The 21617-nt window shown below is 46.3% G+C and carries 19 protein-coding genes; 6 read left to right on the top strand and 13 right to left on the bottom strand.

The genetic code is table 11. The features are described from left to right. Window positions 1–5: 5 nt before the first annotated feature. Window positions 6–1076, bottom strand: coding sequence for a ferredoxin reductase (locus P253_RS05970; protein WP_016659143.1), 1071 nt, complete (start codon window positions 1074–1076; stop codon window positions 6–8). A gap of 207 nt (window positions 1077–1283) precedes the next feature. Here P253_RS05970 and fabR point away from each other — a divergent pair, with 207 nt between their 5' ends. Next, window positions 1284–1910 (top strand): HTH-type transcriptional repressor FabR, encoded by a 627-nt coding sequence (gene fabR / locus P253_RS05975; RefSeq protein WP_228151050.1) that lies wholly within the window; start codon window positions 1284–1286, stop codon window positions 1908–1910. Window positions 1911–1930: 20 nt separating this feature from the next. Here the strand turns inward: fabR and P253_RS05980 are convergent, their stop codons facing one another. The 5 genes from P253_RS05980 to P253_RS06000 all read right to left on the bottom strand — a co-directional run bounded on the left by P253_RS05980 (window position 1931) and on the right by P253_RS06000 (window position 7754). Then, window positions 1931–2731, bottom strand: a complete 801-nt coding sequence (locus tag P253_RS05980; protein WP_016659144.1) for an alpha/beta hydrolase — start codon at window positions 2729–2731, stop codon at window positions 1931–1933. 109 nt (window positions 2732–2840) lie between these two features. Further along, entirely contained in the window at window positions 2841–3107 is a 267-nt protein-coding gene (locus P253_RS05985; RefSeq protein ID WP_005178913.1) for a PAAR domain-containing protein, read from the bottom strand. Between the two features lie 185 nt (window positions 3108–3292). Continuing rightward, window positions 3293–6130 carry an RNA polymerase-associated protein RapA gene (gene rapA, locus P253_RS05990; RefSeq protein ID WP_035363222.1) on the bottom strand — a complete coding sequence of 946 codons (2838 nt, stop codon included), beginning with the start codon at window positions 6128–6130 and terminating at the stop codon, window positions 3293–3295. A 139-nt stretch (window positions 6131–6269) separates the two neighbouring features. Further along, a complete protein-coding gene (locus tag P253_RS05995; protein ID WP_035363225.1) occupies window positions 6270–6914 on the bottom strand; it encodes an RluA family pseudouridine synthase in 645 nt (214 codons plus the stop codon). Between the two features lie 141 nt (window positions 6915–7055). Beyond that, complete coding sequence (locus tag P253_RS06000; protein ID WP_016659147.1) at window positions 7056–7754, bottom strand: phosphopantetheine-binding protein; 699 nt, start codon at window positions 7752–7754, stop codon at window positions 7056–7058. A gap of 205 nt (window positions 7755–7959) precedes the next feature. Between P253_RS06000 and P253_RS06005 the strand changes: the two genes are divergently transcribed. Next, window positions 7960–8556 carry a hypothetical protein gene (locus P253_RS06005; RefSeq protein WP_016659148.1) on the top strand — a complete coding sequence of 199 codons (597 nt, stop codon included), beginning with the start codon at window positions 7960–7962 and terminating at the stop codon, window positions 8554–8556. A 205-nt stretch (window positions 8557–8761) separates the two neighbouring features. On the opposite strand, the gene P253_RS06010 is transcribed toward P253_RS06005, so the two are convergent. From P253_RS06010 to P253_RS06025, 4 genes are all read right to left on the bottom strand, one after another. Next, window positions 8762–9178: a GlcG/HbpS family heme-binding protein gene (locus P253_RS06010; protein WP_016659149.1), complete on the bottom strand. Its 417-nt coding sequence runs from the start codon at window positions 9176–9178 to the stop codon at window positions 8762–8764. Between the two features lie 64 nt (window positions 9179–9242). Beyond that, window positions 9243–10544, bottom strand: a complete 1302-nt coding sequence (gene hemL / locus P253_RS06015; RefSeq protein ID WP_016659150.1) for a glutamate-1-semialdehyde 2,1-aminomutase — start codon at window positions 10542–10544, stop codon at window positions 9243–9245. A 42-nt stretch (window positions 10545–10586) separates the two neighbouring features. Then, window positions 10587–11207, bottom strand: coding sequence for a thiamine phosphate synthase (gene thiE / locus P253_RS06020; RefSeq protein WP_016659151.1), 621 nt, complete (start codon window positions 11205–11207; stop codon window positions 10587–10589). A 537-nt stretch (window positions 11208–11744) separates the two neighbouring features. Continuing rightward, the gene (locus tag P253_RS06025) at window positions 11745–12128 is read right to left on the bottom strand and encodes an Mpo1-like protein (protein ID WP_016659152.1); all 384 of its coding nucleotides are present in this window, start codon (window positions 12126–12128) and stop codon (window positions 11745–11747) included. A gap of 236 nt (window positions 12129–12364) precedes the next feature. Here P253_RS06025 and P253_RS06030 point away from each other — a divergent pair, with 236 nt between their 5' ends. Beyond that, the gene (locus tag P253_RS06030) at window positions 12365–13822 is read left to right on the top strand and encodes a CYTH domain-containing protein (RefSeq protein ID WP_016659153.1); all 1458 of its coding nucleotides are present in this window, start codon (window positions 12365–12367) and stop codon (window positions 13820–13822) included. A 113-nt stretch (window positions 13823–13935) separates the two neighbouring features. Next, entirely contained in the window at window positions 13936–15402 is a 1467-nt protein-coding gene (locus tag P253_RS06035; protein ID WP_016659154.1) for a CYTH and CHAD domain-containing protein, read from the top strand. 31 nt (window positions 15403–15433) lie between these two features. Here the strand turns inward: P253_RS06035 and P253_RS06040 are convergent, their stop codons facing one another. After that, on the bottom strand, window positions 15434–16066 hold the full coding sequence (locus tag P253_RS06040; RefSeq protein ID WP_016659155.1) for a hypothetical protein: 633 nt from the start codon (window positions 16064–16066) through the stop codon (window positions 15434–15436). Between the two features lie 109 nt (window positions 16067–16175). Between P253_RS06040 and P253_RS06045 the strand changes: the two genes are divergently transcribed. Continuing rightward, a complete protein-coding gene (locus tag P253_RS06045) occupies window positions 16176–16571 on the top strand; it encodes a DUF3144 domain-containing protein (RefSeq protein ID WP_005178954.1) in 396 nt (131 codons plus the stop codon). 124 nt (window positions 16572–16695) lie between these two features. Then, complete coding sequence (locus P253_RS06050; protein WP_016659156.1) at window positions 16696–17763, top strand: amidohydrolase family protein; 1068 nt, start codon at window positions 16696–16698, stop codon at window positions 17761–17763. Window positions 17764–17904: 141 nt separating this feature from the next. Here P253_RS06050 and P253_RS06055 read toward each other — a convergent pair whose 3' ends face one another. Further along, complete coding sequence (locus P253_RS06055) at window positions 17905–20667, bottom strand: M16 family metallopeptidase (protein WP_035363281.1); 2763 nt, start codon at window positions 20665–20667, stop codon at window positions 17905–17907. Between the two features lie 121 nt (window positions 20668–20788). Next, window positions 20789–21616 carry a PhzF family phenazine biosynthesis protein gene (locus P253_RS06060; RefSeq protein ID WP_005178958.1) on the bottom strand — a complete coding sequence of 276 codons (828 nt, stop codon included), beginning with the start codon at window positions 21614–21616 and terminating at the stop codon, window positions 20789–20791. Window position 21617: the final 1 nt, after the last annotated feature.

Below are 21617 nucleotides of genomic sequence, written 5' to 3' on the forward strand. Positions count from 1 at the left end.
CCCGCTTATAAGTCAATAACTAAGTCTGTTTGTGCCGAATTCACGCAAAGCTTGAGCAAATTACCCGGTTCGGTGTTTTGCGCACCATTCACTAGATTTTTGGTCGAGCCTTCGACTTTGTTGCAGGCACATTTATTACAAATTCCCATACGGCAGCCATGCTTCGGTTGAATATTCTGCTGCTCCAGGCTGGTCAAAATAGATTGGCCTTTGGGAATGGCCACGGTTTTATTCGATTGGGTTAAGGTCACCTGCACAAAACCAGCTTCTTCATTGAGCATTGGGCTCATGCTAAAGGCTTCAGTTTTTAATTGCTGTGCATGCGCAAACAGTTCTTCTACCCGTGCAGCAAAACCCGATGGACCACAGGCATAGACTGCGCTCTGTTCAATCTGCTCAAAGGTTTGCAGATGGCTTTCATTCAGACGCTGTGCCGGTGTTTCCCCTGCCTGGGTATAAAACACGTCAAAGCTAAAGTGTGGATATTGTGTCGCCCATTGTTCAAACTGGGTTTTAAAAGCAACATCGGCAAAGGTTTTTACCCAGTACATTAGTTTAACTGGGGTCTGCTTTAATTGACCCGATTTGGCCAAAGCATCGACCAGGCTATACATTGGGGTAATACCACTACCGGCAGCCAGCAAAATGAGTGGCTGTGTCGCTTCAGGCAACAACATATCGCCATAAGGCTGGCCAAATTCCAGAATATCGCCCACATTGGCCTGATTGACCAACCAGCTGCTGACTTTACCCTGATCGACTTTTTTAACGGTTAACAGCACATGCTGAGTATCCAGTTGCGTCAGGCTGTAGGTACGCTCATAGCGAATTCCTTCAATGGTGACAAAGACCGGGTGATGTTGGCCCGCCTGTCCAAGCTGGAATTTCTGATTGAACTGCACCATCAGGCTGACCGTGTCCTGCGCGGTCTGCTGCTTTTGCACAATCTTGCCCAATGCCTGATTCACAGACCACAACGGATTGATTTTTTGTAACCAGAAGTTTGCCGAGTACGGATCAACAATCGCACTCGCAAGAGATTTGAGGGGAGATTTGGACTTTTTGATAACGTGCATAGCCTACACCACGCGATGAATTCTCAATTATTATACATATGTATATATATTTGTATATACGCTTGTATTGTTTCTATTCATTTCACAAGTTCACACACAACGGCTATACTACTGAAAAGCCTTTCAGCTCTGGACCCTATGACTCAGCCTGCCATGAAAATAAGTAATGATGTTCTTGCCCAAGATGTTCCCAACATCCGTGAACCCATGACGGTGCGTACGGTCGGCAGGAAAGCGACCATTACCAAGGAAGAGCTGTTTCAGGCTGCACTGAATCTGATCGGACCCCAAAAAAGTATTGCCTCTTTAAGCCTGCGTGAAGTCGCGCGCGAAGCCGGTATTGCACCGAATAGTTTTTATCGTCACTTTAAAGATATTGATGAGCTGGCCATTGCCCTGATTGACCGGGCCGGCCATGTGCTGCGTCAGATTCTGAATCAGGCACGTTTAAAAGCATCCAAACAGAACAGCATTATCCGCACCTCGGTTGAAGTCTTTATTGAACAGCTAGATGCTGATGAAGGTAATTTAAGTCTGCTGTTGCGTGAAGGCTATACCGGATCGACGTCTTATAAGCAGGCAGTGGAACGTCAGCTGAACTATTTCCAGCAGGAACTAAAAGATGACCTGATTCGTCTGGAGCGTTTGAATAACAGCAAACTGTCCCATCCGGAGATTGTTTCTTCAGCCATTACCCAGCTGGTGTTTAATATGGGTGCCAAAGTGATTGATATGCCCGCCAATGAACGTAAAATCATTGCCGAGCAAACCATGATCATGATCCGGATGCTGCTCGAAGGCGCACGCCATTTAGATGAAGCACAAATCCGTTAACTGGATTTTAAACTGCTTATTTAAAGTGTTGATCGAATCCGCTGCTGCACATCGCGTGCGCTCTGCTCAGGAGATTCCAGCGGGAACATATGCCCACCCGCTACAACACTAAACTCAATGCCATATATCTTTTTTAGTCCCTGCGGGAAACCTTGCTTATAAAAAGCACTCTGCTCTGCCGTGATTAAATGCACCGGTAAATTTGGGGCTTTACGCGGCCAACGCCACCACCAGCTTGGTACAGTTCTAAAAATATCTGCCTCGACCTGTTTTGGAATCTGTAAGCTGATGCCGGCCTCATCTTCTCTAAGACCATGCCGGATAAAATCCTGAAAACAGCGCTCATCAAACTGTTTAAACAAGGCATTGCCACGTAACTGCTGATAAGCCTGCTCACGGCTAGACCAGGCGTCTTTACGTTTCAGACTCAGCCCGGCCGGGGTTAAACGGTCAATCTGTTTTGAACCCAGCTTTTGCAATAACTCGAATATCGGCGCTGTTTTACCAATCACAAAAGGCGGGTCCATTAAAATCAGCTGGCTAAATAAATCTGGCCGTTGATAAGATGCCATCAGCAACACCAGCGCGCCAAAAGAATGCCCCAAACCGACCACCGCCTGTTTTGGTGTTTGTAACTCGATATCGGCAATGACCTGCGCCACCAGTTTTTCCCATTTTGGCTCAACCGGATAGTCCGGATTCAGGCCAATGACCGGAATATATTTCAGCTCAATATCGGCATCAAAATAATCAAAAAAGGTCTGATAGCAAGGACTGGCGATGCCATTGGCATGGGCAAAATAAACAACAGTTTTGGTCATAAAGGTATTTGAAGCAGATAATCCATTTTGCAGGAGGTAATTTTAATTTTTTGCTGCGATTCTCAAGATCAGCCAGGCTGGTTCAACACTCTACGCCTGACCAATATATTTATTTGGCCGACACCACCAGATTCTGGCTAGGCAAGAAAGTTGCACCGCAGGTGGTTTTATCACCAACTATCACCACGCCACGCCCTTTGACCTGGGTGGTTGGATCAGCCGCAATGGCAGCTACAGTGGTTTTACATTTTGGACAATAATGCTTCATGCCATTTAAATGCACGGCAATGCCATTAATAACAAATGAACTTTCACATTCAGCAACCACACCGCCATGTGAAGTTTTAGAGCCTAAAGTGACTAATGCTTTACCCATCGTTGTTATATCTTTTAAAAATTTGGCTCATCTTAGCATGAACATTTTACCGGACTCTAGTGCACTGATCGCCGGGCTGTTCATGTCCGGCAAATCAGTATTAAAAAAGCACCCTTCAAATTAGACTAAAAGTGTCCAACTTTCGGGGTGCAGTTCAGAAGGTGCTTTTCTAAAAATTACGACTGTTATGGTTTAACCACCACCATCACCTGAATTGCTTCCGGGGTAACCGCAATACCGTCAAGCAGGCTTAAACCTTCTTTTTGCAATTTCTGCAAACGGCTGATTTCATCTTCACGGATGCTTGGGTTAAATTGCTTCAGATACGTTAGACGGTCAATTTCATATTGCCATTTCGCGCCATACATCTCTTTGGCCTGCTCTTTTAAGCCCCGCAAGGCAGTTTTGGCAATGTCCAGCGCCTGTGCATAACGCTGCTCAATCACTTCACGGCGTGCTTTTACCACCTGACGGCAGCTATTGCCATCTAAATGATGTAAATACGGTTTTAAGATTTCAGGGGCAATTTTTTGCGACAGATCCTGACCTTTTTCACTCAGCAATACACGAATCAATTGCTGCGGCAAGCTTGATGGCAGGTTCAATGCTTTTGGTGCAATCACATCAACCTTGAACCACACTTCCAGCAGCACCGAACCTTGCGGTAATGCAGCTGACTTTAACACCGCCACATTGGTACTACCAAAGCTTTGGGTATTGATCATTTCCATCACGCTTTCGGTAAATGGATGTTCCAAAGTCAGATATTGTGCATCTTCGCGGATTTGAGCCTGATCACGATAGAAAGTCGCAGTCATGCCCTCTTCATCTAAAGTCAGACCTTGCACCTGCATCTGGTCTGTTGGCTTGATGATGACTGTGCCATTGCTTTGTTCATCAAAGTCGATGTTGGTTGAAGCCATAAAGCGCTTCATGAACATTGGCAAGGTAGTGTTGTCATCATAATCTTCCAGCGCCTGGACAATTTCCTGTGCCACCACCGGACGGCAAGAGTTGTATTCCAGCAGGCGGTCACGGCCTTCCTGCAATTCAGCTTCCAAAGCTTCGCGCTGTACGCTAACCGCTTCCAGCAATTCTTCAAACTGCTGGCCTTGATCTGCCAGTAAGCAGTCTTTTAATTCAACAATGAAGTTTTCCTGCAAAGTCTGCGCCGTTGGGGAAATATTGCTGAAAATATTCAACGCTTCGTTATACCAGCGGAACATGCGTTCTTGCGCCGTACCGAGTAAATACGGCACATGAATTTGAATCCGATTTTCCTGACCAATCCGGTCTAGACGGCCAATTCGCTGTTCCAGTACGTCCGGGTTCGCCGGTAAATCAAATAAAATTAAATCCGATGCAAACTGGAAGTTACGCCCTTCTGAACCAATTTCCGAACAGAGCAGGATTTGCGCACCATAGGAATCTTCTGCGAAATACGCCGCTGCCTGGTCACGTTCCAGCAGGCTCATGCCTTCATGGAACATCGCGGTACGGATACCGGCATGTAAACGCAGTGCATTTTCCAGCGCTTCCACCACCGGCCCACTACGTGCAATCAGTAGCACTTTTTTGTGTTTTAAATCGCTGCGCAGTTTTTCCATTAGCCACATTACACGCGGATCGGTTTCCATCCACGCACCATCAAGCTGGCCTTCTTCTGGCCACATCTGTTCACGTAGCTTGCCCTCTTTGGCCCAGTGGTCTGGGGCTGGCAGTGGTGCTGGCTGACAGTCACGTCCCGGGAAACCCTGAATCGCTTCACGGGTGTTACGGAATAAAATACGGCCGGTACCATGACGGTCTAACAGTTCATGAATGGCGCGAAAACGCTGTTCCGGATGGTCTTCAATACGATGACCGAGCAAGCCTTCCAAAGCAGCCAGATGACCTTCTTCCAGTGGCATGTCGGACATCAGCACTTCGGCAATTTTGGCCGTTTGCTGATATTGCGCTTCTTCAGCCAGGAAACGGTCCAACGAGCTGAAACGCTGCGGATCGAGCAGGCGTAAACGGGCAAAGTGACTTTCAACACCCAACTGTTCTGGGGTTGCAGTTAAGAGCAACACACCGGCCGTTTGTTCAGCAAATTCTTCGACCAGATCATAACGGTCATTGCCGCCTTCTTCTTCTGACCACATCAGGTGATGCGCTTCATCGACCACGAGTAAATCAAAACCTGCTTCAAGTGCCTGCTTACGCAGATCTTCATGGTCAATCATCAGGTCAATGGAGGCAATAATGCATTGCTCGGTCAGAAACGGGTTTAAATCCGGGTCGTGTTCTTTAATTGACGCTGTACGGGTCAGATCAAATAAAGAGAACTGCAGGTTGAAACGGCGGCGCATTTCAATCATCCACTGATATTGCAGTGAATCTGGCACCAAAATTAAAATACGTTCAGAACGGCCGGTTTTGAGCTGCTGATGGATAATCAGACCGGCTTCAATGGTTTTACCCAAACCCACTTCATCGGCCAGTAATACACGCGGTGCAAAACGCTTACCGACTTCGTGGGCAATATACAGCTGATGCGGAATCAGGCCAACGCGTGAACCAATCAGGCCACGCAGCGGACTGCTGTGCATATTGGCCTGCATCAACAGCGCTTCAATACGCAGGTCGTACCATTCTTTATAGTCAATCTGGCTGGCCAGTAAACGGTCTAAGGGTTTAGACAGCTGGATTTGCGCGCCAATTCGGGTTTCATTCAGCGATTTCTGTTCTTCTGAACCATCTTCCAGCTGACGTACCACGTTATAACGCACCACGCCACCGCGATCTTCCAGACTCTGAACCGTCCATTTCAGGCCTTCCTGGTCCTGTACTTCATCGCCCGCATTAAACACGATACGGGACAAAGGTGCATTGTTACGTGCATAGACACGGGTTTCGTCACTCTTGGGGAATAAAATGCTGATTGAACGTTCATCTACATCAATAAGAACGCCTAAGCCCAGTTCTGTTTCTGTATCTGACAACCAACGTTGACCAATAGCAAACTGCTGCAATTTTTCCACCTTTTTCTAGAAGTTAGGACTGTCGCGTTATCACTCAAGGACTGCTTGCCATTTGAGCAAAATTTGACATCGTAAAGCAATATATTTTGACATAAAGCCCACCAAAAAGTGAGCTTAAATTCATGAGGATATGTTTCCCTTAAAACGGCACCGGGCAATTAAACTCCAGTGTTTCTCCCGTTTGAGGATGTTGAAAACTTAAATACGCCGCATGCAAACACAGGCGTGGAGACAGCTGTTGCTGCTCTGGCGTGGCATATAGGGTATCGCCAATAATTGGATGACCCAGATATTGCATATGCACCCGCAGCTGATGCGAACGGCCGGTAATGGGAACGAGTTTGACCCGCGTAACCGCCTGTCCATTTATTTCAAACTGTTCCAGCGCCTGCCAGTGGGTAAGCGCCGGTTTCGAATGAGAAGGATCGGCCATATGCAACGGCGGACGGGTTGGATCATAGACCACCGGCACATCAATGGTGCCTTCGCCGTATAGATGCCCGGCCACCACTGCCTGATAATGCTTATCGGTCTGGCGTTCCTGAAACTGGCGTGAAATCTTGTTTTGCCCCAAGCGGCTAAGACCAAACACCAAAATACCTGAGGTGTCACGATCCAGACGATGAATTAACAGGGTTTTAGGCTCAATGGCGACCAAACGGCTGATCAGGCAGTCTTGTAAATCTGCTGTTTTTCCTGGCACTGTGAGTAAGCCGGCCGGTTTATGGATGAGCATAAAATCTTCATCTCGATAAATCAGGTGTTCGGTTAGAAAATTACTCAAAGTACACTTCCAGGCTGATCGCGAAAATAAGGCGGCAATGATAAAAACCTTGCACCACAATTACAATGCAATTTGCGCAAATTGCAGACGTTTTTTCCGATTTTGCTGAATAAAAATGTCAATTTTCTGAAAATGGCAAATTTAGTCCGTTAAAATCTGCAGCAATCCGTGAAGTGTGGGTTTGGACTGCAGATCTTCATAGCGAATATTGGCACCATTGGCACGCCATAAACCGACCAGACTGACCATACTCACCGAATCCAGACCATAGTGACGCAGATCTTCATGCGGGTCGATATCCAGCGCATCCATATCCAGCTGTTCGGCTATGGTCAGTAAAATGCCTTTGTGGGACAGGATATATGTCAAGGGCGCACTGAGACTCCAAAGCCGGTTCAGGCTATAGCTAGTCAGATGATGCAGCCCCTGCTGGGAGATATTTTCAATCCACTGGATATGCTGTTCCTGATTGGCCAGTAGAATCGCATCATCCACCACACAGAGCTGTTCGGTCACGCTATACAGATGCGGTAAAATCTGTTTTAGCATCGGAGTGATCTGTCCAGCAAAAATCAGTTGGGGATGGGTTGAAGCGTATTCACCCAGCTGCTGCATGCCTTGCAGGACATCATCGCCGTATAGATCGACAATAGGAATGTCCAGTGCTTTGGCTTTATTGCTGATCTGGATCAGATGAGTCATCAGGTCGCTGTCCTGTATACCTACCATCATCCTTAGGTTTTGCAGTCCTACCAGTACCAAAACAGATTCATTTGATGCAAGCTGCCATTTGGCTTGAGATGGTACGAGTTGGATTTTTTTGGGCATGAGGTACAGCATGGAAGGCTCTTATAAATACAAAATAGCATGATGATTCATGCTATTTTAGTTTAGCATCGATTTAAAAAACACTTTGATTTCACAGACGTTTATTGTTCTAATTTCGTATAATCGCCATTATCTTAAATAAGCATAATTCAATACAAGCAATTGATCGAACTATAGATTAATTTAGGTAGTTAAATCATTAACCCTATTTGAAACAATGAAAATAAAAACTTACTCTTCTAAAGGCTTTATCGGAGTTTTATTGCTCATAATATTTATGGCATGGTTTGTACTTAAATGCATTCCTCTATCAGAGCAAGAACAAAATGCAAAAATTAGTAGCAAAATGGAAAGACAACGGCTTCGATTGGCTCAAGAATTTGATAGGTACACTCTAGAGGAACAAGCACGATTGCCAAAATATGATTCCCGTAAATATGCCCTAATTAAACGTAATAGCAGATTCTGGTTAATACCTAGAGAATATTTTAGTGATAATGGTTTTCATATAAGGTGGCCAAATACGGTAAATAGGCTACTAAAAAGAAATTGGGAAAATAAATCTAATAAAAAATACCCTATTGTGCGAGTCTTGATGGAGTCACGACAATTTAATGCATCTACAGGTTATGCAGGTAATGATAAATTTCTAAATGTAGAGCCATGCAAAAATGGAAATGATTGGTTTATTTGGAATGGAATAAATGTTCGGATATACCCGAGTGATGTACCTAATCTTTCAGATAGGCAGCGTTTAGATATATGTTTAACAGTATTGAAAATACTCAATGAGGAAATAAAGGAAATAAGTTAATTAACTTTAAGATTTCCTTAAATTAACATAATACACGTTATACGAAATTCTTTTGATTTCCTTTTTAAATCATAATTTTATTGTATATAGGCAAGCCCAATCATTAGCGATTGGGCTTTTTAATTCATATTTAACGTTCCACGCTTCATTTTGGTACAACTTTGGATGAATTTATTGAGTTGAGCTAATCAATTTTTTTCTTGAATTAACTTTGCTGTGCTACAAACTTCTCAATCGCTACCCGTGCAATCTCCGCATCTTCAAAAGACTTTACACCAGACACACCCATCGCACCGACCAGTTGCCCTTCATACATCAGTGGCTCACCACCTTCTAACATGCCTGAAAAACTCTGCATGGTTAAAAAGCCCATCTGGCCGCCTTTAATAATATCTTCAAACAGTTTAGACGGACGGCGACTGATGGCAGAACATTGTGCTTTTTCAACCGCCAGATTTGCAGTCATTGGTGCTGCCCCATCCATACGTTTCATGGCCAGTAAACTGCCCGTTTCATCCACCACGGCAATACTGACATTAAAGTTATGCTGTATCACATATTGATGCGCTTCATTTAATAGAAATTCAGCATCACTTAAAGTCATATAATGTTTGGTTTTCATTTTGATCTCGAATTAACTGAAGCTTCCCTCTCCTTTTAGGAGAGGGTTAGGGAGAGGTATAAATTTACGCTTTCATCTCAGCAAAAGTGGCTTTTGCCGCCTGAATGGTAAACTCGATATCTTCATCGCTGTGCGCGCTTGAAATAAAGCCGGCTTCAAATGCAGATGGCGCCAAGTTCACACCACGCTCTAACATGCCGTGGAAGAATTTACGGAAAGCATCGACATCACATTTCAGCATCGAGTTAAAGCTGGTGATGTCTTCCTGATCGGTAAAGTACAGACCAAACATTGCACCCACTTGCTGGGTTTTAAACGCAATACCGGCTTCATCTGCCGCTGCCTGTAAACCGGCCAGCAGTTTTTCCAGTTGTGTACTTAATTTTTCATAGAAGCCTGGCTCACGCAGATGTTTAAACATCTCGATACCGGCACGCATCGCCAGCGGGTTCCCCGACAATGTTCCGGCCTGATACACCTTACCCAGTGGCGCAATACATTCCATCACTTCGCGTTTACCACCAAAAGCACCGACCGGTAAGCCGGCACCAATGATTTTACCCAAGGTGGTTAAATCTGGGGTAACGCCATAATGCGCCTGCGCACCGCCTAAGCCGACACGGAAACCGGTCATCACTTCATCAATAATAAACACCGAGCCATGTTCATCACAGACATCACGAATGGCTTGCAAGAAACCATCAATTGGCGCAACCAGGTTCATGTTACCGGCAACCGGTTCCACAATCACCCCGGCAATTTCTGAACCAAACTTGGCAAAGCATTCTTTTAAGGTGGCAATATCGTTATATGGCAGGGTTAAGGTGTGTTTGGCAAAATCCGCAGGAACACCGGCAGAGGTCGCTTCACCCTCATCTTTGGTTAACAGGCCAGAACCGGCTTTCACCAGTAATGAATCTGAGTGACCGTGGTAACAGCCCTCAAATTTCACGATCTTGTCACGGCCGGTATAACCACGTGCCAGACGAATCGCGGTCATGGTCGCTTCAGTACCGGAGTTGGTCATACGCACCAGTTCAATTGATGGCATGATGTCACAGATAATATCGGCCAGCGTCGTTTCATGAACGGTTGGCGCACCAAAACTTAAACCGTCTACCGCAGCATCCTGCACCGCTTTAATAATCGCTGGATGGGCATGACCCAAAATCATTGGCCCCCATGAACCAACATAATCGACATAGCGTTTGCCATCTACATCATATAAATATGCGCCTTGGGCTTTTTCAATAAAGACCGGCGTGCCGCCTACACCATTGAACGCACGCACCGGTGAGTTCACGCCACCTGGAATATGTTTGCTGGCTTGTTTAAATAATTGTTCTTGCTTTGGAGATAGGCTCATGAATCGACTCAACTCAAAATAAAATCAGACAAAAATTTCGGCTTAAACCGCCTTTTTAAATAGTTCAGACCAGTCATATACGCGTTGAGCAACGGTATGCATCGGACGACCTAATATATCACTAATCACCGCACAAAGGTCGGCACCAGCATCAATCACCTGCTGACCATTTTCAACGGTTAACCCCCCAATCGCGCAGATCGGTACATTCAGTTTTGCTTTGGCCTGCTTTAAGGTTTCCAGACCAATATTGCCGGCTTCCGGCTTGGTATCGGTGGCGAAAATTGCCCCAAATGCCACATAGTTAGCGCCATCGGCAATGGCCTGCTCTGCCAGTTCAAGTGAATTGTTACAGCTGCGGCCAATCAGGACATTCTTCGGTAAACGTGCTGCGGCTTCGACAATTGAGCCATCATCCTGACCCAAATGCACGCCGACACCATATTTTACCGCAGCTTCCAAATCATCATTAATCACAAATGGCACTTTGTACTGTGCACACAATGACTTCATATATTCAATTTCATAAGCCTGATCTTCTTTTGCCACCTTTTTACGGCGATATTGCAAGACTGCAACTTCATAGGTCGCCATTGCACCTTCAAGTTTAGCCAAGAGCAGTTCAATCGGATCATCATTGGTAATTAAATATAAGCCACGCATTTTGCCTGCCTGAAACACCTCAAAAAATTGGCTCTCATTATTACATAGTTACAGCTCAAGAGCAGGCCTTGCCTGTATTTTCGCTGATGCTTTGTTTCAGTTCAGATTTTTATGCAAAATCCCTAGTATTGGGGATAGAGTCAGCGCCGGTTTCGGTATTTACTAGGACTCACAATAATAACGATATAAGTTTTTGTTTTTTATTTTTTTATATCAATAACAACCAACGTGCATTCATGGTCTCATGGACGTACTAGAATTTGATGCCAGGACGCATTTGGGGAAATGTGATCAAACGCTAGTACGTCCACACTCTTTTGACTCTCTTCATTCTTTTTATTTCAATGATTCCAGCTATAAAAAAAGCCCGGAGAAAGGTCACTCCAGGCTTGGAAAGTTAAAAACTGATGTCATCAAAGTGTCATACACTCTGCATTGCTTCAATTAATAGAACATTCACTCTACAATTTCAATGAATTTTTTGACCATTCATCTTATTTTTGACCGAAAGTTTTAGTTTTGCTCGAAAAATGAAGATTAGCTGTCAATTTTATCCAGTGCGCGGTCTTTAAGACTCAGGTTGCCGCGCAGAATGTCGGCAAACATTCGCCAGTCAGAAATAAAGCTATACAGCGGCTGTTTAAAGCTGGCCGGCTTGTTTTTTTCAAAGAAAAAATGACCGACCCAGGCGCAGGCATAACCGGCCACCAGTCCATAGACAAAGTAACGTGGCTTACGCTGCCTGACCATTTGCGTCAGGCAAATCAGGCCGATACCACTGCCCAGCATATGCAGACGCCGGCTCATGATATTGCGGTGTTCGGTTAAATAAAAACGATAAAACTCGTGATAATTTTGAATTGGACCTTGAGGCGTGTCATCCGGTTTTTTTGCCCATTCGGTGTTGAGGGGTGCGTTCATATTCATCATCCTGATGCTTTGTTCTTGCTCAAATTACCGCATTTTCTGTACAAATAAAAGCCACTTTGCTTGTGCTATTTTTCTAGCTGCTTTTTTCAGGACAGATTTTGGTTACAATCAGAAGCCTTAAACAATGAACGCCTTTTCTGGACACTTGATAATAATTTGGTATAGCGGCGTCATCTGCCAGAAAGCCAATTTTTTGCTGTATTGCTCAATTTTTTAGGACCAATTGAATGACCGAGATTGAATTAAAATTTCAAATTCCTGATGCGCGCCGTAATGCCTTACTTAAAGCGCTGGATCCTAAGAAATCTGAAAGCATTTCGCTGCAAGCCCGATATTATGACACTGCCGATCGCCTGCTGGCACAGCATGGTATTGCGCTCAGACAACGCTTGGAAGGCACTCGCTGGGTGCAGACACTAAAAGCCGGTAAAACCCATATTGAACGTTTTGAACATAATCATGACCTGGGCGAACTGCCACAGCCACCTGCGCTTAATTTAAGCATTTACGATGCCGCTCCTGAAGCCAGACAGCTACTAGATACAGTCCTCACGCAGACTGAAAGCCCGCTGCAACTGCAATTTGAAACCGATATTACGCGTACTTCGCGTGTTATCCAGCTAGATGAAGTCGAGATTGAAGCCAGTTTAGATGTGGGCTGTATTCGCAGTGGTGAACGTGAATATCCCGTCCATGAAATTGAGTTTGAATTAAAATCTGGTTCGGTGCAGGCACTGCTGGCCTTCTGTTTTGAATGGGTCAAGAAATACCAGCTCTGGTTAGATGTACGCAGCAAGGCCGAAATGGGCAATTTGCTGGCTTTAGACTTACAAGTCAGCCCGCCGCGTCTGGCAGAAGAATTCCGTTTAAATAAAAAAGCCTCGGCCGATCAGAATTTAAGATTGTTAATTGCCCAGCAATTGCAGCATTTACTGCCGAACATTGCGGCCATTTCAGCCGGTGTTAATGAAGCCGAGCATATTGTGCAGGCACAGAATGCACTAAATCAGCTGTATTTAACCGTGCATTTGCTCAAAGACTGGAGTGCGTCTATTTCGGAAAAATGGGCCAATCAGTTACTGGCGTTTAGACAGCAGTTTGACCAGCTGCAACATTTAGAGCACATGCAAAATACCCTCGGCACCTTTTTGCAGAACCCGAATACCGCCTCGAATCTGGCCAAAGATATTTTATATGCCAAAGAGAAACTGGCCAATCTGGTGAAATCGACCCAGAATGTACATCATTATCTGGAACTGTTGATGTTTAGCCTGGATGAAGATGCCTCCCACCCTGCGCAGGATTTAAAACAGGCCGCCCAGCAGACTTTGCAGCATCAATATAAATTACTGCAAGAACAGCTAAACCAGACCAGCCAGACCGATTTTGACAGTCTGGATCAGCTGGCGCAGAAAATTAATGCCCTGAAATTTATTTTCCCGGTACTCACCACGATCTATGATGTTAAAAACCTGCAAAAGTACAGCAAAGCCCTGAACGATGCCCAACTGGCCGCGCAGGAATATCAGGTTCTTTCCTCCGCTGCGCTGTATATCCAGCAAACCGAGCTGAAAGCCAGCGACTGGTTTGTACTCGGCTGGCTGACCGCAAAACAGGAAGTCCATGCGCAAGCTTTGCTGGATGCCACCGAACAATTCCTGGTCAGCCGCAAATTTATTAAGTAAGTTCAGCCACTCTCCGCTCCGGCCAGACAAAAGAATACGCTTTATGGCTACTTTTTATGCATGGCTTGGCCTATAGTAAGGTCAATCAAGAATAAAAATTGCAGGAGTTGGTTATGGCGGAAATCGAACTGAAATTTCAGGTGCCGGTGCATCAGCGCCGCGCCTTTGAAAAAGCCATTGCCAAGAAAAAAGCCGTGCCAATGCAGCTGTGGGCCAAATATTATGACAGTCCTGAGCAGCAGCTGGCACAGCATGCCATCGCCCTGCGTCAGCGTCTGGAAGGTCAACGCTGGTGTCAGACCTTAAAAGCACCGGGGCAGCATCATTTTGAGCGTTTTGAACTGGAACTGGCCCTCGGCCCGGATGAACCGGAGCAGCTGGATCTAAGCCTGTATCAGGAACATAAACAGGCGCAAACCTTGCTAAAACAGGCGCTGGAGCTGAAAAAGGCCGATTTAAAAAATACCGGTCTGGAGCTGCAATTTGAAACCGATGTGCAACGCCTGATTGTGCTTGAACAAGTCAAAGACAGTGCAATTGAACTGGCGTTTGATCAGGGCGAAGTCCGCACACCAACAGCACAAAGCGATATTTACGAAGTCGAGTTTGAACTGAAACATGGCGATGTTAGCGACCTGATTGATTTTGTGCAGCCATGGGTAAAACGCTATCAGCTCTGGCTTGATGTTCGCAGCAAATCACAGCGCGGTCAGATGCTCAAGAATCAGCAGGACATCTTGCCCGTTCAACATCAAACACCTTTTAGCCTCGATAAACATGATTCGAGTAGCCGCGCGCTGGCCAAAATTGTCAGCAACTGTCTGACTCATTTATTACCAAATGCCACGGCGATTGCCGACAATCATTATCAGAGTGGTCATGTACATCAGGCCCGTGTGGCCATTCGCCGTTTACGCAGCGCGCTGAAAATCTTTGGTCACTGGTCCGAACAGGTACAACCCGAATGGCAAGCGCAATTGGCAGAACTGTTCCGGCAACTTGGTTCCACCCGCGACCGCGATGCGCTGAGTGAAAGCCTGATGCCACGTCTGGCCAAGGCCGGCTCTCCCCTCGCGGAACTGCCAGCAAGTAGCGAAAGCAGCGATGAAATTGATGCACTATTTCGCGCGCCAGAAACAGTGCGCCTCTTGCTGGAGCTGCTACAGTTTAGCCAGTGCACAGCACATGAAGATGATCAATCGCTGAAAAAACAGGTACGGAAACAGCTTGCAAAAATGCACCGGCAAATTTGTCAGGATGCCGTGCAGTTTGAACATCTTGACAGTGAACAGAAGCACCGTACCCGCAAACGAGTCAAACGCCTGCGTTATTCAGTCGAGTTTATTGCCTCTTTATTTGAAGCGGATGCCGTCAAACAGTATCTGAAAGCACTGAAACCGGCACAGGAATCTTTGGGGCAGTTTAATGATCTGGTGGTGGCCGAAGCCCTGTTTCAACATGAGGTTCAGCAAAACCCACAGGCCTGGTTTGTTCTGGGCTGGATTGCTGCCGAGCAAAAGCATGTTCTGGCCGAAGCCCAGCAGCATTTGCTGGAATTTACCCGCAGCAAAACCTTCTAGTCGGACTAAAGCCCAGCACGGAGATAATCATTTAGCGGTACTTGCCAAATACCTTCCAGGTACCGTTATCGGCCAGCGGATCATGATAACTATCGCTCCGCTGCTTGCGCGGTTTTTCCCGGGCATCCACCAGCTGAAAATGCGGTTCGACACTCAGCACAATACCGTTGACATAAAAACGGGTGCGGGTGTATTCACTTTGCCCATGCTGAAACACATAGGTACGCAAATCAATAAACTCACGGTGTGCCACCAGTGCGGCGCTGTCGTCACTCTCCAGCCACTGTTTCATCGCCAGCATCTGCGTAGCATCAAACTGGCCGCACTTTTCCATCAAGCTGGCCAGACCGCGAAAAGTTTTTGATTCTTTGGCCCGGGTTTTATTAATCCGGATTCGGTCAACATGAAAGAAAAATAAAGGCAGGTTTAAGTGACTTGGCAGATGAATGGCATCCAGCACTTCATCTTCCATAAAGGGCTGAAACAGCTCTTGTGCCCGCTCAATCAATCCGGACCATTGCTGGAAATAGGCTTCAACTTCAGCCGGATTGCCATAATAAATTGGCAGCCCTTCTACATTGGCCAGATGTGCCGGCGGCCAGATGTTTTGTCGCAGCAGCGCAATATCACTTTTTAGACTTTGAACCGCAATTGCATCTTGCATCGTGATTCCTTTTTCTTGCTTAGGCTATTTTTAGAGTAAGACAAAGGTTTAGTTTCTGCAAGGCTTTGCCTATAATTATTGTTTATGATTTTAGCTTAGGAAAAAATTCATGGTTCAAAAGATTGAAGCAACCGATGTTACCGAAGAAGAAGCGTTAAATGCTGCTTTCTTTGAACGTGCTGATGAATTTATCAAACAGGCCAACGAATTTTGTCGCGTCGAAAAAGGCTCACAGGAACAACCGGCGGAAAAACGCGGTCAGGTCAGTGCTGCCATGTTGTTCGGCACGGCGCGTTTTAATACCTGGGTCGCAGCCAATAACTTCAAAGATGGTGAGGAAATGCGTGCTGCCAAAGATCAGGTCATGTCCTACATTTTGCAGCAGTTCCAGATGATGCTGGAAGACAATTATGATGAATACTGTGAACAGTTCGAGAACTATTTACGTTTCCGTCGTAATGAAGAATTTCACAGCAATAAACACAAACATGATCACGATCATTAAATTGCTAAAAAAAGTCCACCCTGTTGGGCTTTTTTAATGTCATCTTTTCGATAAATACCCTTTTCTTTTTTGCAGACTTGGCTTTGAATAAAATAGACATCTTCAAGGATCAAACCAACCTGCTATGCAAAATCTTGGATTTGCACTGATTGATACGCATATTCATCAATGGGACCCGTATAACACACCACACAGCGCACGCTTGGCGGTCAAGCTGCTGGGGAAATATCCACGCTTACTGGATAAAACCATCCGTACGCTAAAATCCAAAGCGCTGATTGACACCCTGGGACATACCCAGCATGTCACTGCCCCCTATTTGCCCGAACATTATTGCCGCGATGTCGGCTTTTATCCGGTTGAAAAAGTGGTGCATGTCGAGGCCAGCTGGCATGACCACAAAGGCAAAGGTGTGGTTGGAGAAACCCGTTTTATTGAATCGCTGGATTTTGCCAAAAATGGTATCCAGCTGGGTGCAGTGGTGGCCACGGCCGACCCGCGTGACAGCCAGTTCAAGCAGATTCTGAAAATGCATCAGAAAGCGGCGCCGCAACATTTTCGCGGGATTCGTAAAATGGCTGCGGTTCATGAAGATAAAGACATTTATGCCTGGGCCGATGATCCGCATTTATACCGTGACAAAAAATTTCTGAAAGGCTTTGAACTACTGGCACAGCATAATTTAAGTTTTGATGCCTGGGTCTATTCCAGCCAGCTGGAAGATGTGATTGCCCTGGCAAAACAGTTTCCGGAAACCTCAATTGTGCTGGATCACCTCGGTACACCGGCCGGTCTGTTTGGTCCGGTCGGCTCGCATACCGGTATTACCCAAACTGCGCGCGACAATATCCTGTTTCGCTGGCAGGAAGACCTGGCAGAACTGGCGCGCTGCCCGAATGTCTATACCAAATTGTCCGGGCTGTTCATGCCGGTACTGGGTCATCAGTTTCATCAGCAGCAACGGCTGGCCTCAAAACAGGAAATCATTGATTTAACTGCCCCGCTGATTCAGCATGCGCTAAAAAGTTTTGGTATGTATCGGGTGATGTTTGGTTCCAATTTCCCGATGGATCGGGTCAGTAGCGACTTAGTCACGATTATTGATGCCTTTAGCGATGTGGTGGCAACGTATCATCCGCAGGCATTAGCGCAGGTGTTCCATGATAATGCCAAACAATTCTATCGGCTCTAATTCTCTATGATAAATTCACCTCATACTTACTCATAGCACCTATAAGGATTGCTGGCAGATGGGATCAGTGCCAACATAACCGGCTTCATAAAAATCTCCCATTTAGGGAGATTTTTTATATGAATGATCTGTAATCAGCACTTATTTTACCGGCTGACCATATTGATCAGCCATGACTTCGACCCAATGTTGCGGCAGCAGATATTTCTGGATCACCGCATCAATATCGGCTTTGCTGAGTCGGGCAATGGCCTGATCACGTTTTTCCCGATACGGTAAATCACGGTCAAGTTCCAGCTGTGCCACCAGCATCCGGTGAATACGGCGCTCATCTTCCAGCGCTGTGACACGCTGTTTCAGAATGTCAGCCTTGGCCGCCGCTACTTCCTGTGCAGTCACGCCATTTTTGCGCAACTCCTGAAAGACTTTATGTACCGCCTGCGACAACTGCGCCGCTTTACCGGCAGTATAGTTGGCACTCACACTGAGGGCACCGGAATTTTCAAAGCTGCTTAAACTGAGCGAACTGCCAAAACTGTAGACCAGCGCATTTTTTTCACGCAGCTCTTGCGCCAGACGTGAGGTCAGTTGTGAGTCCCCTAAAATATGACTCATGACCATTAATGCGGCTGCATCGGGATGATCATTTCCCACGGGCAGGGTCATCACGCCCTGATAACTGCCAAACTCACGCTGTTCGGACAGTACATGCTGTTTTTGCGCCGCATAGCTGTTATACGGCACGCTTAAACGCTGATACGGCTGTGCTCCGTTCCAAGTGGCAAACTGCTGTTGCAACAGCTTGAGAACCGGCTTGGCCTCATAATCGCCGGTAATGGCAATCCGGGCATGATCCATGGCAAAAAACTGCCGATACAGCTGTTTGACTTTCTCATTGCTGGCCTGGGTCAACTGCTGCTTGGCAAATTCCGGCTCGAAGTGATAACGCAAATCTCCCGGCTGATAACGCTCGATCAAACGTGCCATATTTAAGGCAGCCACGGTTTCCGGCTCGGTATACGGCCGGTCCAGACTGGCCAGACTTTGTGCCTTGATCAGATCAAACTGGGCCTGTTCAAACAGCGGCTTTTTCATGATTTCCAAAACAAATCTGAAAAACTCATCAAATTTATCTTTTTTGGCCACAATCGAAATGGCCACGCCATTGCTATTGGCCTGTGCCGAAGCTGAACCACCGGCGTCAATCGATTTGTCGGCAATATCCTGCAGGCTGTACTGATCTGAGGCACGCAGCATTAAATAGGCCATCAGGTCAATAATCTCGCCCTGATTAAACAGCGATTTTTCATTGCCAAAATCGACTATAATGGTGGCGTAGGTTTTATCGTCCCGGGTCGAGGTGGGAAACAGTGCATATTTCATGCCATTGGCCAGTGTGCCACGCTGGATTTTGGCTTCAGTCTGGCTTAAGGCCTGTTTGGATGTGTGCAGATACTGCTGAATTTCCTGCTCATAGCTGCTGATGTCTTTGAGTGGCTCGGCCTGTACATCCATTTGATCGAGGGTTTTCAGCGGTTCAGCAGCCTGCTGTTGCTGGGCCTTTTTCTGCTCTTCTGGTGTCGGCTGAATATGCCCGCGCATACGATGTTCAGGAATCAGGAATTGCTGTAAACGTGTATTGACCTGATCCACCGTTAAGGCCTGTAATTCCTGTTGATGGACAAAATACTGTGCCCAGTTGCCCTGCTCCGATACCACATAATCACTTAGCATACCGGCAAGAGCACTGGCATTGCTAAACAGACTGTCCTGGCTATTACGAATCAGGGTTTTGACCCGGTTCAGCTCGGTCTGATTAAAATTTTTGCCCTGCTCGACACCCTGCTGCAAGGCAGTTTCAACCTGCTTGGCATTATGAGTCGGTGCATACAAGGCACCCATAAAGACCAGATTAAAATCCTGATCCAGCCAGGTGGTCGATTGCACCATGGTGCTGATACCGGTTTCAACCATGCCCTGATACAAATGCCCGCTCGGCTGCATGGTGTATAAATACGGCGCCAACGCCAGAGCGGTTTTATGCTGGCCGTTCTGACCATTTAAATAGATATTGAACTTGGCCAGCTGGCTGCCTTTTTGCACTAAAAAATCCCGGTTTTTGATGGTACGGGCATCCAGCACTGGCACCTTGACCTGTGCCGGAATCTGGCGTTTGGCCAGCGGACTAAAATGCTGATCAATCTGCTTGAGTACCTGCGCTTTATCAAACTTGCCGGTCAGCACCATCACGGCATTATTCGGTGCATACCAGTTACGATAAAAACGCTGCAATTCCGGCATCTGAATCGACTGCAACTCATTCAGATCACCAATCGGTAAACGGCCCAGATACTGGTTGCCATAGGCCGCTTTCCAGACCTGATCCATTAACACCGCATAGGGCTGATCCATACGCACTTCGCGTTCACGCTTCACAATTGCGATTTCTGCCGGCACAAATTTTTCTTGCAGCACCAGCTTGTCCATACGCTCGGCTTCAAGATAAATCATCTCATTAATGGCTGTCTGATCTGGGCGGATGGTGTTCAGATATTTGGTCGAGTAGTAATCGGTGCTGGCATTATTGCTTAAGGTGTACTGGTTTAAACGGCGCTGGAATTCATCTCCCGGGACATTCTGGGTGCCTTTAAACGCCAGATGTTCCAGTAAATGCGCCATACCGCCTTTGCCTTGGGGATCATTCAGGGAACCGGTAAAGTAGATGGTACTCATCACCACTTTATTTTCTTTGGCATTCGGCGCCAGAATCACCCGAAAACCATTATCCAGCCGGTATTCTTCAATCTGCTGTTCAGATTTTACCAACACCGGCTGGGCAAATGTCGTAGCCCCCACACCCATGATCAGCAAAGACAGGCTGAGCTGTTTAAACCGCATTAACATAATTTTTTCAATACCTTTTACCTGCTGCAGCCGCTTGCATGACTGCAGCATTAAATTGTTTGTTGTTGTGACTTATGTTTGAAAATCACCGGCATACCCAGCGTGATTTCCCTGTTCTGTTTTAATCTAAAAATAACTCGGCCACCAGATATAATTTGGCATAACCGGAAATTTCAATACGCTGCTCTGCTTGTAAGGCACAGTACAGCATTCCGCCTCGCGCCGACGCCTGATAGGCCACCAATTCGGTTTTGCCAGTTTTTTCCGCCCATAACGGCGCCAGACCGGTATGCATGGAACCAGTCACCGGATCTTCATCAATCCCTTTATGCGGGGCAAAGTAGCGAGCAATATAGTCATAGTCCTGAGAGGGCGCGGTCAAGGCCACATCTAGGTCTGTCGCGGTAATTGCGGTGCTGACCTGATGCAGCTCTGCAATCTGCCGGATTTTGGCCAGATCGGGCTGGGCGGCTAACACTGCCTGCTCAGATTCCAGTACCAGAATATAGGCCTGTGCATTTAAATAGACTTCCTTAACCGGCTGATCAATCACATCCAGCAATTGCGCCGGAAATTCATCTTGCAGTACCGGCACACGGGTTGGAAAATTCATGCGGATTTTGCCATCATCATCTTGCGTGACAATAAAAAGACCTAAATTTTTGACATGAAAATGAATGGTTTTGGCGCGAGTATAATCCTTAAACAGTACAAAGCTGCTGGCCAAAGTGGCATGGCCGCAAAAATCGACTTCAACTGTGGGGCTAAACCAGCGAATCTCGAAATTTTCAGCATCCATCGGCTTGACAAAGGCAGTTTCGGAAAGGTTATTTTCCAGTGCAATATTCTGCATTAAAGCGTCATCAAGCCAGTCTTCGACCACTATTACTGCGGCCGGATTTCCCTTAAATAATGCTGTTGTGAATGCATCAACCTGATACATTTTCATG

The organism is Acinetobacter indicus CIP 110367 (assembly GCF_000488255.1).
Classification (GTDB): domain Bacteria; phylum Pseudomonadota; class Gammaproteobacteria; order Pseudomonadales; family Moraxellaceae; genus Acinetobacter; species Acinetobacter indicus.

Bases quoted from the DNA above. Each gene is read 5' to 3' on its own strand.
- P253_RS06005 (WP_016659148.1), top strand. From the start codon at position 7,960: ATGAAAATAAAAACTTACTCTTCTAAAGGCTTTATCGGAGTTTTATTG.
- P253_RS06055 (WP_035363281.1), bottom strand. From the start codon at position 20,667: ATGTTAATGCGGTTTAAACAGCTCAGCCTGTCTTTGCTGATCATGGGT.
- P253_RS06060 (WP_005178958.1), bottom strand. From the start codon at position 21,616: ATGAAAATGTATCAGGTTGATGCATTCACAACAGCATTATTTAAGGGA.
- P253_RS06040 (WP_016659155.1), bottom strand. From the start codon at position 16,066: ATGCAAGATGCAATTGCGGTTCAAAGTCTAAAAAGTGATATTGCGCTG.
- P253_RS06050 (WP_016659156.1), top strand. From the start codon at position 16,696: ATGCAAAATCTTGGATTTGCACTGATTGATACGCATATTCATCAATGG.
- P253_RS06010 (WP_016659149.1), bottom strand. From the start codon at position 9,178: ATGAAAACCAAACATTATATGACTTTAAGTGATGCTGAATTTCTATTA.
- P253_RS06045 (WP_005178954.1), top strand. From the start codon at position 16,176: ATGGTTCAAAAGATTGAAGCAACCGATGTTACCGAAGAAGAAGCGTTA.
- fabR (WP_228151050.1), top strand. From the start codon at position 1,284: ATGACGGTGCGTACGGTCGGCAGGAAAGCGACCATTACCAAGGAAGAG.
- P253_RS06025 (WP_016659152.1), bottom strand. From the start codon at position 12,128: ATGAACGCACCCCTCAACACCGAATGGGCAAAAAAACCGGATGACACG.
- thiE (WP_016659151.1), bottom strand. From the start codon at position 11,207: ATGCGTGGCTTATATTTAATTACCAATGATGATCCGATTGAACTGCTC.
- P253_RS06035 (WP_016659154.1), top strand. From the start codon at position 13,936: ATGGCGGAAATCGAACTGAAATTTCAGGTGCCGGTGCATCAGCGCCGC.
- P253_RS05985 (WP_005178913.1), bottom strand. From the start codon at position 3,107: ATGGGTAAAGCATTAGTCACTTTAGGCTCTAAAACTTCACATGGCGGT.
- P253_RS05970 (WP_016659143.1), bottom strand. From the start codon at position 1,076: ATGCACGTTATCAAAAAGTCCAAATCTCCCCTCAAATCTCTTGCGAGT.
- hemL (WP_016659150.1), bottom strand. From the start codon at position 10,544: ATGAGCCTATCTCCAAAGCAAGAACAATTATTTAAACAAGCCAGCAAA.
- P253_RS06000 (WP_016659147.1), bottom strand. From the start codon at position 7,754: ATGCTGTACCTCATGCCCAAAAAAATCCAACTCGTACCATCTCAAGCC.
- P253_RS06030 (WP_016659153.1), top strand. From the start codon at position 12,365: ATGACCGAGATTGAATTAAAATTTCAAATTCCTGATGCGCGCCGTAAT.
- P253_RS05980 (WP_016659144.1), bottom strand. From the start codon at position 2,731: ATGACCAAAACTGTTGTTTATTTTGCCCATGCCAATGGCATCGCCAGT.